Origin of the sequence: Candidatus Uabimicrobium amorphum, from assembly GCF_009002475.1 — a bacterium.
Taxonomy (GTDB): domain Bacteria; phylum Planctomycetota; class Uabimicrobiia; order Uabimicrobiales; family Uabimicrobiaceae; genus Uabimicrobium; species Uabimicrobium amorphum.
This window is the reverse complement of record NZ_AP019860.1, coordinates 2,970,149-2,983,593: the sequence shown is the minus strand read 5'-3', so window position 1 is coordinate 2,983,593 and position 13,445 is coordinate 2,970,149. Positions and strand designations below refer to the sequence as shown.

General features: G+C 39.0%; 11 protein-coding genes. 5 read left to right on the top strand and 6 right to left on the bottom strand.

Annotated elements, in window-relative coordinates; genetic code table 11:
• The first annotated feature begins 13 nt into the window (after positions 1 to 13).
• From UABAM_RS10585 to UABAM_RS10570, 4 genes are all read left to right on the top strand, one after another.
• A complete protein-coding gene (locus tag UABAM_RS10585) occupies positions 14 to 1,804 on the top strand; it encodes a hypothetical protein (protein WP_151967972.1) in 1,791 nt (596 codons plus the stop codon).
• A 219-nt stretch (positions 1,805 to 2,023) separates the two neighbouring features.
• Positions 2,024 to 3,262 carry a coiled-coil domain-containing protein gene (locus UABAM_RS10580; RefSeq protein WP_151967971.1) on the top strand — a complete coding sequence of 413 codons (1,239 nt, stop codon included), beginning with the start codon at positions 2,024 to 2,026 and terminating at the stop codon, positions 3,260 to 3,262.
• A gap of 124 nt (positions 3,263 to 3,386) precedes the next feature.
• Positions 3,387 to 4,571, top strand: coding sequence for an ArnT family glycosyltransferase (locus UABAM_RS10575; RefSeq protein WP_151967970.1), 1,185 nt, complete (start codon positions 3,387 to 3,389; stop codon positions 4,569 to 4,571).
• Positions 4,572 to 4,638: 67 nt separating this feature from the next.
• A complete protein-coding gene (locus UABAM_RS10570; RefSeq protein WP_151967969.1) occupies positions 4,639 to 4,845 on the top strand; it encodes a lipopolysaccharide assembly protein LapA domain-containing protein in 207 nt (68 codons plus the stop codon).
• 98 nt (positions 4,846 to 4,943) lie between these two features.
• Here the strand turns inward: UABAM_RS10570 and UABAM_RS10565 are convergent, their stop codons facing one another.
• Positions 4,944 to 5,405 carry a Dps family protein gene (locus tag UABAM_RS10565; RefSeq protein WP_173013240.1) on the bottom strand — a complete coding sequence of 154 codons (462 nt, stop codon included), beginning with the start codon at positions 5,403 to 5,405 and terminating at the stop codon, positions 4,944 to 4,946.
• Positions 5,406 to 5,799: 394 nt separating this feature from the next.
• Here UABAM_RS10565 and trmB point away from each other — a divergent pair, with 394 nt between their 5' ends.
• Positions 5,800 to 6,465: a tRNA (guanosine(46)-N7)-methyltransferase TrmB gene (gene trmB, locus UABAM_RS10560; protein WP_151967967.1), complete on the top strand. Its 666-nt coding sequence runs from the start codon at positions 5,800 to 5,802 to the stop codon at positions 6,463 to 6,465.
• Positions 6,466 to 6,479: 14 nt separating this feature from the next.
• On the opposite strand, the gene UABAM_RS10555 is transcribed toward trmB, so the two are convergent.
• The 5 genes from UABAM_RS10555 to UABAM_RS10535 form a co-directional block, all read right to left on the bottom strand.
• Complete coding sequence (locus UABAM_RS10555; RefSeq protein ID WP_151967966.1) at positions 6,480 to 8,942, bottom strand: serine/threonine-protein kinase; 2,463 nt, start codon at positions 8,940 to 8,942, stop codon at positions 6,480 to 6,482.
• Positions 8,943 to 8,951: 9 nt separating this feature from the next.
• Positions 8,952 to 10,460: a TolC family protein gene (locus UABAM_RS10550; RefSeq protein WP_151967965.1), complete on the bottom strand. Its 1,509-nt coding sequence runs from the start codon at positions 10,458 to 10,460 to the stop codon at positions 8,952 to 8,954.
• Positions 10,461 to 10,574: 114 nt separating this feature from the next.
• Positions 10,575 to 11,390 carry an FkbM family methyltransferase gene (locus UABAM_RS10545; protein ID WP_151967964.1) on the bottom strand — a complete coding sequence of 272 codons (816 nt, stop codon included), beginning with the start codon at positions 11,388 to 11,390 and terminating at the stop codon, positions 10,575 to 10,577.
• A 1-nt stretch (position 11,391) separates the two neighbouring features.
• The gene (gcvT, locus tag UABAM_RS10540) at positions 11,392 to 12,483 is read right to left on the bottom strand and encodes a glycine cleavage system aminomethyltransferase GcvT (RefSeq protein WP_151967963.1); all 1,092 of its coding nucleotides are present in this window, start codon (positions 12,481 to 12,483) and stop codon (positions 11,392 to 11,394) included.
• Between the two features lie 12 nt (positions 12,484 to 12,495).
• Positions 12,496 to 13,260 (bottom strand): SDR family oxidoreductase, encoded by a 765-nt coding sequence (locus tag UABAM_RS10535; RefSeq protein WP_151967962.1) that lies wholly within the window; start codon positions 13,258 to 13,260, stop codon positions 12,496 to 12,498.
• Between the last annotated feature and the right edge of the window lie 185 nt (positions 13,261 to 13,445).

Genomic DNA, 13,445 nt, shown 5'->3' with positions numbered 1-13,445 from the left:
GGAGATTGCCGACATGAGCGTATGGGATAAAGTATTTAAAAACCCCAAAGCGGCTGCTGAGTTAACGGACGATTCGCTTACCGTCCCTAACTTGACATTGCCTACAAGAGGGCAGTCTCTACCAGCCTTGGTATTTGGGCTGTCTCTTGGAACTACGTATACAAAGAGAGCACTTTTTTGCCAACTTGGTAACGATTTGCTACCTTGGAAACCAGAAATGGAAAATCGTACACTTGACTTTTCGGTATATCGCTCTGAAAAAGTTCAAAGTGATACGGATCAAGAACTTTCTCTTGGAGAAGACGCTCTTGGTCAATTTGTGAGTGATCGTGGAGATCCATCTTGCACACTATTTTTACAACCTAATCGTTTCTTGTTGAACTTGACAAAGTTGCCACATTACATCACTACTTATGATGGCAACAAGGTTAAGTTTCAATCGCCAAATAACGATACGGTTTTCGAAAATTACATTCGTGCGCAATACGAATTCTTATGGAAAAATGCACACGAATATTTTTCTGAAATCCGTCGTTTTCAAATGGGAAGTATTGTGGTGGAAACACCAGATCATTTCTCTGAACAAGACAGCGAAAGATACCGTAGTTGGTTTGTGAACGCCGGTGAGAAATTTTTTCCACCGATTATGGACCCTAAGGGCGACCATGAAATTGGTATGCAAGAAAAAGTGGTTAGTTTACCTGAGTCAGCGGTAACTTTGATTCACTGGCTGACAGATCAAGTAGAGCCTAAACTTGCCGCAAATGAGCTAGAAATTAAGAAGCTCATGATGCGCCACGGTCTTCTACCACGTACCGATGATCCGATTAACTTCTTAGTGGTAACTATGGGTGCTACTCACTCGCGTGTTGTGCGCCTTAAGGTAGATTCTATTGAGCACTTAGCATCAGCTAAGCGCGTAGGTGAAACAATCACCATCTATCAAAACTACCTTGGAAAAATTGGCTTTGGTGGTGACCACATCAGTTGTTCTTTCTTAGAAGAAGAAGAGGAAAGACGTTTTGGAGCAACCGCGGCACACAAAGTGAGTACTTTGAGCCGCAAGGTTCTAGAAGACTGGGGAAAACTCACCACAAGCGAAGGCAAAAAGCACTTTGACGAGTTAATTGGTGAGCATTACCAAAAAGCTGTGGAAAAACTCGGTGATTTGGCGATCAAAGGTTTCGCAGAAAGCCCAGAGAATACAGTAATTCTTCTTGGCGGACGCGTTTTCGAAATACCGCATTTACGCGATATTTTCGCGAATCATCTCAATGCGAACCGCGTTCCACAATCGCGTGTTGTCAACGTGAGTACTGAGAACTCTTCCATTGGTAAGGTATGTGAAGTTCTACAGTTTCACCAAAAAGGCTTGGGAAGATTCTTTACCTTTAAGAGTAGCCTTGAAGAAGAAAGCGCTGGAAAGCTTTCGTGGTGCTTTGGTAAGGTGGTCGAAGGGCAATTGGTCGAAACGATACTAAAGCCTGATCACAATGCCTGGGATGCAGACAATACACGTGAATTTTCCGTTCCTTTTGAACGCGGTGTGCGTCGTTTAAATCTCGGTTACCGCAAATCAAAAGATGGTATCAGCCAGCTTTGGGCAAATGTAACCATGAGCGCGCGTGTCTCTGCACGTGTTGATGTTACTTTTGTGACCGAAGGGCCGAGTAGCTTGAAAGTGAAAGAAGTGAAGTGTGATGGTGAAAAAGTAAGTGTTGAAGACTTCCAGGTCGAAATGCTACTTGCTGGTGAACCACCTTCGCAGTTTCCTCTTTACGACAAGTTACTTAAGACCGGATAAGGTTTTTGCGTAAAATTACTGAATTGCTAAAACTCAAGAAACATGTCCTCTTCAATAAAATGGAGGAGGACAGTTTTTGACAAGCAATCAAGGTATCAATTATTTCTAGACGCAAGTTGCAAAATTTTATATGATAGATGTCATTTCGATAAAAGTAGTTACTGCTTTGTGAAATGGCATCTTTTTTTTATACTAAAATTACCTTAGAAAGGTTGTTTGATGGAGTTTTTATTATACGGAGCTATCGGTGCTGTTATCGGGGCTATTCTCACCGCGTTAGGAATAAGCGCTCAAGCAAAGAAACAAGCTAAAAATAAACAAGAACAATTAGAAAAAGCGCGTAGTGAAATTCTAGGTAAGACAGAGAGAATACGTCTTCTTGACAGCGATAAAATCGGTTTACAAAAGAAAATCAATGACCTGGAAGAAAAGCTCGAAGATCAAGTTGAGGGACACAATGAACAACTCGAAGAAATAAAGCAACAACTACGCGAAAGAACAGAGCAAGTTGAGAAATACGAACAACAGTTGGGTTCTGCCAATGAGTCTTTAGGCGAAAAAGGTCAAGAAGTAAATAATCTAACAGAAAAAGTGAACGAACTTGAAATTGAACTACAAAGTGCTAGTGAAAAAGTAGAAAGTAGCGAAAAACAAGTACAAGAAGTACAAGGTAACTTAGAGGCAAAAGACCAAGAGTTACAAGAAGCACAAAAGCAAATTGAGTCTGTCGAAGAAGAAGTTCTCAACAAAGAACAAAAAATAGAGGAACTAAATTCTGAATTAGAAGAACTTGGAAAAGTCAAAGACGATTTACAAGGCAATTTACAAGCTGCGGAAGAGAAAGCGCAATCTGCAGAAGAAGAGCTGGAAAAAACAAAAGAGAGCAATCAACAAAATATACGTTTGCGTGCCCGAGCTATTCGCGAAATTAAGCGTATTATGGATGATCTCGATAGTATTCCAATTCCTGAAGATTTAGATGTGGGCGAAGAAAGCGTTGTCTTTTCTTTGGAAGAAGCAGGTGGTACAGAAGAGCTGACTATGCGTCTTTTGGAATCTGAAAAGCAATTAAAAGAAAGCCAAGAGTTGGTTGCTGAATTGCAAGAAAAGCAGCAAGAACAACAAGAAAGTTCACAAGATACTTCCGAAATGGAAGAGCAATTAAATGCATCTAAAGAACAATTATCAGAAAAAGATAGTAAGCTAGAAGAATTGAACCAAGAACTCGCTGCTTTACAAGAAAAACTGAATGAAGCCGAAGAAAAAGCGGCAGCAGCAGAGGCTGATGCTGAAGCGAAAGCAAAAGCCGCGGAAGAATCTCAAGCGGAAGAGCAAGTATCTGATGAAGATAAAACAAAAGTCACTATTGAAGAGGATCCGTCTTTAAACGATACACAAAAGAAAACGATTCTCATGTTGTATTCTCAGTACACAGCAGGTAAGAAAAGCGAAGAATAAAGTTTTGTCTAGCAAATGTGCGAATGTAGGGCGGCCTTGTGTCGCCCGTCGTACATATTTCCCACAAAAATATTTGTACTCACTTTCCAACAGAGTAGCAAACAATCTACACTTAGGTACTTAAATGTCACGCACCACAAAGATTCTTATCGCCATTTTCTTTTTTGGCATAGTTTTACGAACATTTGTCGTTTTTTTCTCCCCTGATCATTTTGTTTTTCCCGATTCCACTTCATACGATCAAATAGCAAAAAACATTCTAAGCGGTAAAGGTTTTATTGAAAATCCTAACTCTCAAGCGGTTCGCCCTCCAGTGTATCCATTATTTTTAGCACTTATATATTTATTTAATAGCGATTTAGTCACCATCAAAATAGTGCAAGCCGTGATCGGAAGTTGTAGTGTTTTTCTCGTTTTCTTTCTCGCCCATTTATTACTCCATAATGTACGTGTCGCTCTTATTGCAGCATTCTTGTTTGCGATTGACCCTCTGCAAATAGCGTTTTGTTCCCTTGCCCTTAGCGAGACGTTGTTTTGCTTTTTATTTCTAATGATTTTAATATCACTATTTAAAACTTGTGAGCATAACAGTTCGAAGTATGCTATTTGTTTGGGTGTGTTGTGTGCAATTGGTAGTTTATTAAGGAGCGTGTTGTTACCTTTTACCATATTTATTGGCTTTTTTTGGCTGTGGCGTGATCGTCGCCAGTGGCATTTAATTTTCGTGTTTTGGGTAAGTGTTCTGGTGACAATGAGTCCGTGGATATTACGCAATGCATTTATTTTTCACGATTTTATTCCGACAACGACTAAGTCAGGTATCAACTTGTACGAGGCTCTCGGACCAGGAGCAACAGGGGGGCCTAGAATGTTAAAGATGAAACTTCCCGAAAACTATTGGCAATTGGGTGAGATACAACGCGATAAGCTACTGCGTAAAAAAACTTTGCAATTTATAAAAGATGACCCTTCACGTCCGTTATATTTGGCAATGACAAAATTTTTACGTTTATGGAATATGGGATTTAACGATTATAAACTGCGCAATTCAAATTATATCAATCACGTTATCGTATTATTTAGTGTCGGACTATATCTATTTTTTTTATGTGGTGTGCTGTGGCTAGATAAAAGTAATTACTTCTACTTATTAGTACCCATTTTGTATATTAGTTTGGTTCACATGGTGTTTTTGGGGTCTATTCGTTATCGAGTACCCGTTTTGGCTTGTTTAGATATAGTTGCAGCTATTGCATTGGCAAAGCTCTACCGCTTTTATGAAAACCGTATAAGCGGAAACAAGATGTAGGTATCTTCCTCGTTTGTTAGGAAGAAATTTAAAATATTTTCCACATAGTTTAAGGAGATTGTACGCTATGAAAAAGATTAGCGGAATTATCAATGTTGTCATTATTACTTTTATTGTTCTTGTTTGCGTAAAAAATAGTGCGAGCACACCTGTAGATTTTATCTTTGCGACACCTACTATGCCGCTATTTGCTTTACTTCTCATTACATTTGTGCTGGGAATGATTTTTGGGCGTACGCTATTTAGTATGCTTACCAAAAAACAGAAGAAGTAGTCGCGAAAATTTATGGGCTACAATAAAAAAATGCTCTCTTGTTTTGCGACAAGAGAGCACAAAGCTGCTAACTAAACTCTGCTATATTAGGAGAAATTCTAACTGACGGCAACGGGAGCCTCTTTGAGCCATGCTCGCAACATCCAAATCCTTTTTTGTTGCGCATCATTGATGCTGTCAAGTAGATTTGCAGTGCCGCGGTCACTTATTTTTTCGGCTTCGGTAATGATTTCATTGATACTTTCAACGATATATTGTAAATCCTTGGTAATTTCGCCCACCATTTCTGTCGATGACTCAAAGCCTCTGTACTCCTCAATACTAGAAACCTCCATCATAGACTTCAATGTGTTTAGTGGTACGCCCTCTATCATTAAAATTCTTTCTGCAATTTCATCAATGTAAACTTCCCATTTGCTATACATTTCTTGAAATACTTCGTGTAGGCGGAAAAATTGTTTTCCTTGTACGAGCCAGTGACAGCTACGCAGTTTTTGGTAGTATACTGTGCTGTCCGCCAATAAGTCATTCAATTGTTTGATAAGCTTCGCATTATTCATTTGAATCCTCCGTGTGTGGTTACGATAGCCTTTGTATTTTGTATGGTTGTATTTTTGTATGGTTGTATCTTTGTATTGTTGTTTGACTATGTATGTAAGCATATAGTGTGCCAAAGTAGAAAAAATATTTTGCTTTTGCCTTGTAAGGCTTATGATTATTGACTTGCAATTTTTTGGGGTTTTGCGTTTTTATTTTGATTTGTGAAAAAGGCCATTTGCGATCAGCGATATATCGTTAATTGAATTACGAAATATCGTTATTTGTGATGTTTTTTTTCATGGGCGGGAACGGGAACGGGATCGGGCATTTTTATATATTTATTATTTTATTCGTTTTTGTTAACATCTTATATTCACAACTCAGTATCTGCTTATTTTCACAAAGGTTGATAGGATGGAAGAAAAAAAATTACGTACTGTACGTAGCTATGTACGAAGAGAAAGTCGTTTGACCAGTGCTCAACAACGTGCGCTAGACGAATTTATGCCTCAATGGGGATTAACGGTCCCCACAACTACTTTTGATTTTCGCAGCATTTACGGCAACGACAACGAGGTTGTTTTGGAGATTGGTTTTGGCCCTGGAACGTCCTTGGTAGAACAGGCTATTGCGGAGCCGCAGACTAATTTTTTAGGCGTGGAAATTCATGGACCAGGTGTTGGTAGTTGTTTGGCAGGAGTTGCGAAAAATAATTTGCAAAATGTTCGTGTTATGCGTGAAGATTTTATGGATGTGCTGCCATATATACCTGACAACAGTTTACAAAAAATTCAAATTTTTTTTCCCGATCCGTGGCCTAAAAAGCGACATCACAAACGACGTCTTATCCAAGTGGAGTTTGTCGTTGATATTACTTATAAATTAAAGTCGCAAGGCATTATTCATCTTGCCACAGATTGGGAAAATTATGCCGCGCATATGGTAAATGTTCTCAATCGAATCGGCAATTTGCAACAATTTTCAACGGAAAGATTTTCTCGACCGAAGACTAAATTTGAAATACGTGGCGAAAAGTTAGGACATGGTGTTTGGGATTTTCTTTATCGTAAAACAGAATAGTTGATATTGCCATATCACTTAATGGTGAAGTCAAGAACGGGAATTTTTTGCTGGTATTCGTTTACGAGCGATTGAAATTTTTCGCTATTGCGCAGTGAGTTCCAACTATTGTCTAGCTGCAATTGTGTAAAATCGTAGAAACCATGTTGCAAGGCTTTTTCCAAGTACGAAAGTGCTTTTTCTTGTTGTTGTTGCTCGCTAAGATATGCGGCATAGTAGTAATATGTAAAATGGATTTGCCCCTGATATTTCGTTAGTTCTTTGTATATACTACTTGCTTGTAAAAGATTTCCTCTTTTCCTTTCCAGCATGGCCAAGGTTCTATATATGCTTTCATCCGAAGGATACCATTTGGAGGCCTCTTTTATTTTGCTTAGTGCTTGTTCAAATTCACCTTTGGCAATGTGTATTTCTGCAAGGGTATTGTATGCAGAGGCGGCATAAAAACTAATTAAGTTAGATCCACCAAGGTATGGGATCATGTTTACTGCCGTTTCTGCATATGCTTGTGCAGAACGCACTTTTTTTTGTAGAGTTAGAATTTTAGCTTTATGAATGTTGGCAAACAAGGTGCTCTCTTTGGCATAGTAATTTTGCCGATTCAAAATATTGTCAAAAATGCGTAAGGCCGTGGTGTAATCGCCCAAATCTTTGTATATAATACCGACCCATACCCACTTATCTTTTTGCGAGATGCGTTTTAAGTCTCCAATCGCAGGATCATATTTACCATAATCAATGAAACACTGTGCGCGTATTAAGTACAGCATTTCTAATGGAAAGGGTGATTTGTCGGCAAGATCTATTGTTTTATCCAAGTCCTTGAGGGCCTCTTTGTAGTGCCCTTGTATTATATGACAAACGGCACGTCCCAAATATGCCGCAGAGTTGCTCGAATTGCGGTGGATATGATCGGTAAATGTCGCAATATACGAGTTGGCAACTTTATTACGTTCTTCTGTATCTTTAGGTGTAATTTGTTGTATATCGAGAATGAGACCCGTACATTCCTGTAAATCAAACAACAAACGATATTCTTTATAAGATGCATATACAAAAAATGTGATGCACAGTAGTAAAATAGAAATAACAGGAAAAGAGATCATACGGTGTGTCATAATGGTTTTTTTTATAGACGCCATCATTGTCGGGGCTTTGGCTAGAGTAGGCTTTCCATATTTGTAGTTATTGAGATCTTGAGCTAAGGCATAACCACTAATATAGCGCTGTTCTTGTTTTTTGTTCATCGCTTTTATGCAAATGTTTTCGAGGACCTGTGGAATCTGTGGAGAAAGCTTGCGTGGTGGAATAGGGTCTACGTTTAACACTTGTAAAATTACCGCAAGAGAAGATGATCCCTTAAAAGGCATTTCGCCTGTTAGAATTTCATAAAACAAAGCACCTATCGAATAGATATCACTTTGTTCATTAATGAGATGCAATCTTCCTGCGGCCTGCTCGGGCGACATGTACACTGGAGTACCTAAAATGGCGCCGGTTTGTGATATTTTTTCATTTGCCTCGACAACCTTTGCAAGTCCAAAATCCATCAGCAACGGTTTTCCTTCGTTATCAATCATGATATTTGACGGTTTTATATCACGGTGAATAATGCCGTGTTGGTGTGCATATGCCGCTGCTTCTGCTATTTTTTGAACGACATCTACAGACTGTTGCATGGTAATGGATCGTTTTTCGATGAGCTCGCTCAAGTTTGTTCCGTTTACCAAGTCCATCGTATAAAGAATGAGGCCATTGTGCTCTTCTATATCGTAAACACTCACAATGTTGGGGTGACGCAACTTTAACATCAATTTTGCTTCGCGCATGAAACGCTTATAATTGTTTTGTTGGTCTTGTAAATTGGTCAAAATCTTAAGAGCAAGTGTACGATTTTTTTCTACGTCCTTAACGCGATAAACGCGGCCCATTCCTCCCTGACCTATTTCTTCGAGGACTTGGTAACGCGAAAAAATGGTATCGCCCATTTTAAAGCGCTTAATGGTTTTTAGTTTGGCAATTTTACTCTTGCTTGCCGTTATGTTCGAGTGAACAAGCGCAGCATTTTTTTCCAACAAATTGTGTTTGATTAGGTCATTTTCTATTCCAGCAAACGTTTTATCATTCATTCCTTGTTGAACAAAAAGGCTACCGATGATCTGTTTATTTCTTGTCGCGTTAAATCTTTTTTGCATGTAGTCATTGGCTTGTTGTTTCGAAATTACTCCTTTTTTACGAGCGTATTCCACAAACATGTATTCTCGATAACAAATATCGAGAAGCATAATTTCTTCTTCCGACAACAAATCACCAAGTATTTTTTTGGCAGTTGTCCATTTTTTTTCTTCGAGGAGATACAGCATATTGAGCTGCTCGTAAGCATTGGGGCTAACAAGACCTAACTTTACAATTAATCTCCCGATCGTTTGTATGCCTGCTCGTTCTATTTTTGTAGGAATAATCTGCGAAATCGCCATTGATACACCTTATTTAATTCGATATTTTTTATAAATGGTTTGTAAATATTTTGCTTGGGCACGTTTGAGTTGCGCCATAGCTATTTTATATTGCAAAATGGCTCGGTACTGATTTACCTGTGCTTCCGTACGCTGAACTTCCGCATCTTGTACAAAAAAGATTAGGTTGAAATCGTAGGGGAGTGGCTGTTGGTAGCGTCTTTCTACTCCAATAAGTCGTTCTTGGGCTTTTTGTAGAAGACTTGTGGTATTGTTGTACTTTCGAAGGGCCTCTTCTACAGCATGGCGGCTTAACTTTATTTCCAAACATATATCGTATTCTATTTGTTTTTTCTGCGCCTGAGATTGTTGTTTCTGTAGAAGTGCTTTTTTGTAATCGCTACGCACACCAAGTGTCCCTAATGTGTATTCAAATTCAACTCCCAAATGCCACTGGTAGTGGTTACCATCGATGGTGTTGGCAATAGCTATATTTTCTTCTTGAGCTTGCCCAATAAAAGTATAACGGCCGACGAGATTCACTTCGGGAAGAAGTTGATTTTGTTTTTGCTTTGATAAAATATGGAAGGCTTCTGCTTGTCCTTGTATTTGTTTCAGCTCAGGACGATTTTTCAGAGCAGTTTCGTATTCAAAATCTGGCAACTGGAAATTTGTCAACGTGAAACCTGATAAACCATCTTGCCAGATAGGAAGTGTTTTTGATAAAGATTCTTTCTTCGAATCTAAGGGGAAAATTAATCTTTTTAATTTGTCTTCCCACTCTTTGATTTGTCTTTCTACCGTAATGAGTTGGTCTTTACGCAGTTGCACATCTATTCTGGCTTGGTCAACGTCACTTGGTAAAACTCCTTCGGTCAATCCCGCTTTAGGTTCAACATACTTACTTTTGTATTTTTCACCTTCTCTAATGGATATTTGTAGAGCTTTTTGAATTTTCAGAAATGAAATCCATGTCCAGTATGCAATTTCTACTTGGGTAAGAGTATCATTTATTTGCCTTTCAATTTCAGCATTGGCAATTTCTTTTTGTTTTTTAGCTATATCAATAAATGCCGAGTTCACATCAAACCCAAAATTTCTTAAGAGAGGCTGTGTTACTTGAAAGGTCAATGCTGATGTACTTATCTTGTCGACAATAAAATCATCGTCTCCAATTACCGCGCCTATCAGCGCAGCTAGTTCAAGATCTGTGGTGTCGAGGTAGTCAATGCGATAGTCTACAGCGACTTCTGTTCCCAGTAAAAATCGTTTGGCAAGATTTACACTAAAATTTGCTTGTTCACTCTGTTCTAGTCGAGAGTCTAGCTTTGTATATGAAGCTTTTGCGCCAATAAAAATATCGTGAAAAGGACTCGTTGCTAGGCCTATATCTTGTTCCGCTATTCTCGGGCCAAACTTTGTCACCTCAATATCTACGTTGTTTTGTAAAGCCCAATAGAAACACTTTTCCAAAGAAGGGACTTCCTGTGCCGCGACAAAAGTAAAAGTAGCGACTAGGAATAAAAATAAGACTTTCATGCGGTGGATCCTAAAAAAAACACTATTGTTTTCGTTTATGTAAATAGTACATAAACCTTTATTTTATCACGTAAGAAGTTGTAAGTCAATTGATGCTTCAAGTGACAAATGAAGTTACCTTTTCGTTGCTGGGATAAAAACAATGTTCCCATGAATCTTTTGCTGTTGTTTGTAACCAAGGCCTAAAATATTTGTGCGAAACCATTCTCCGGTGATGAGTTCACTTGTGGGAGAAGTTTCCACAATGATAATAGGCAAACATCTACGAATCGTTGCGATCCCTCCCTTAAGAGCATATTCTTCGTAACCCTCAACATCTAATTGAATGACAGATACATTGCGTTCGGTGCTGATGATGTTGTCGATGGTCATAAGTTGCACTGTTTGTTTTTGCCCGGGAGAATCGTTATCTACAATTTTGCTCAGGCCACCGAGTGCTTTACCACTCGGTGAGGAGGTCACTACATACGAGTTTTTGTCTTCGCATCCCAATCCAGCATTGTGCAAAACCACGTTGTGCAATCGATTAATGAGTACAGTGACATTTGCGCACTCGTAGTTTTCGATGTTGGGTTCAAAGGCCCAAATAGTCGCACCTTGTGCAGCGTTTTTTGCCAAAGCAGGTAAAAAGTCACCAAAGTATGTTCCTGCGTGTACGATATCCCCGTTGCCGCAATTTGCGATCAAATACTCAATTGTTTTCGGTTCGTATACATCGCGAAAAAGTATTTTTTGAGCGGCGGGCCTGTGTTGCGATGACTCGGGAACACAGTAGCCACCATACTTGTTGTACGCAATCGTACACTTTAGCGCCGGGAGTTCATTATACTCTTTTTGTGAAAGAGGGTTGTGCCACTTTACGTATATTTTCTTAATGAGTGGACGCCATTTTTTTGGGATAAACTTTTGTAACTGTTTTGTACGTAACATACTACTTTTCGCGTTTGTAGAAAGGAGATTTTACCACGGTAAACTCATGATTTCCTTTTCCTATTTTCACATGAAAAACATTTCCTGGCTTGCTTTTGTCTGCGGGAACATAGCCCATGGCAATGCTTTTTTCTAAAGACGGCGATTTGGTTCCGCTTGTGATGTACCCCACTTGTGTTTCTCCGTCAAAGATTTCGCTTCCTTGTCGTGCAATGCGCTTTCCTTCGGAGATAAGGCATACCAATTTGCGCGTTAACCCCTGTTCTTTAACTTTGAGAAGAGCATCGCGGCCAATAAATTCTCCTTTTTTGAACTTAACACCAAAACGAAGCCCCGCTTCTAGTGGATTTGTTGTTTCATCGATTTCATGTCCATAAAGAGGCATGCCGGCCTCTAAACGAAGTGTATCGCGGGCAGCAAGACCTACAGGAGCAAGTCCGTGGCTTTCCCCCACCTCTAGGGATTTTTTCCATAATTCGGGGATGTATTCACTGGCCACGTACAATTCAAAACCGTCTTCTCCGGTGTAACCTGTACGTGCTACCATACCTGCGCGTCCATTGATGTTCGCTTCGCAGCAAAAATAATACTTCATGGGGGATACATCAGTATCTACAAGTTGCGAAACAACTGCAAGAGAAGTAACACCTTGAATCGCGATCATACCGATCTCGTCACTTTGGTCTTGAACCGTTACTTCAAAATTTTGCTGTTGTTTTTGCATCCAGGTGACAACCTTGTCCAAATTTGCGCCGTTACAAACTATCATATAATTTTCGGGGCGTCTATAAACGATGATATCATCGAGAACAAAACCTTCTTCGTTTAAAATTAAGGCATAGTGCGCTTGTCCAACGTCCATTTTTTCGATATTGTTTGTTACCAAGTGCTGTAGATATTTACAATCTTCTTTTCCACTGACCGTTATACGACCCATATGGCATAAATCAAATAAACCAGCAGCACTACGTACTTTTAAATGCTCTTCGGTGATATTGCCATAACGAATAGGCATCGCAAAACCTGCAAACGGAGCAATCTTTGCACCTAATTCTTCATGCACTTGTGTTAAGGGAGTTGTTTTTAATTCCATGGTTTGTCCTTCTTAACTAAATAGTTTCATCATCGTTCTGCCAAGAAAGGGAAATGCATTTCCCAAGTAAGATAAAAATTTCATTTGTAGTGTAGGAACCCAGTGAACTTTTTTCTTATGTGCTGCCTTCCATACAACTTTCGCAATTTGTTGTGGGTTTAGTTGCGCACCAAAGTTTTTAAGACTGTTTGCTTTATGTTCTTGGCTTTTTACCATGTGTGTATTTACATACGGAGGCATGAGATCAGTCACGACTATTCCGTCTTTTTCTAGCTCTATATTCAAGGCTTCGGTAAAGCCACGCACGAAAAATTTTGTTGCGGAGTATGTGGCCAATTCTGGGGTCCCGTAAAAAGCGGATGCGGAACACATACTGACAATATGTGCCCCTGTGGTGTTTTTGAGAACATCCAAGGCGGCATAGACACCATTTACCACACCCAATGAATTAATTTCTATTGCTTTTACATGGTCCTTGTAGGGAATTTTTTCGAAAAAATCCATATGCATGATTCCTGCATTGTTAAAAAGAACATGCATTTTATTATCTGTTTTCTGTGCAAAAAATGTTACTGCTTGTTGCATTTCTTCGAAGTTACTGACATCTACTTTTTTGTAACAACATTGCTCTTCACCGATTTGGTTTGCTAGTGTTGCTAGTCCTTCCTCATTGACATCGAAAAGACCGACAAACCAGCCTTGTTTGGCAAAAAGAAGTGCTGTTTCTTTACCGATTCCCGAAGCAGCACCAGTAATAAATATTGATTTTCTCTCCATAATACCAAGCCTTAATAGTTTGTTATTTTTAAATTTTTTATTATAGCGTTTAAAGAGCAAATAAGAAACTCTTATTTCGGCATAATTACTTTATTTCATGGCAAATTCAACAGAAAACAGTTGCAAATTTACATAATATACTTTACTATTAAAACTAAATTCAATACAAAAAGAAATATAGGTTT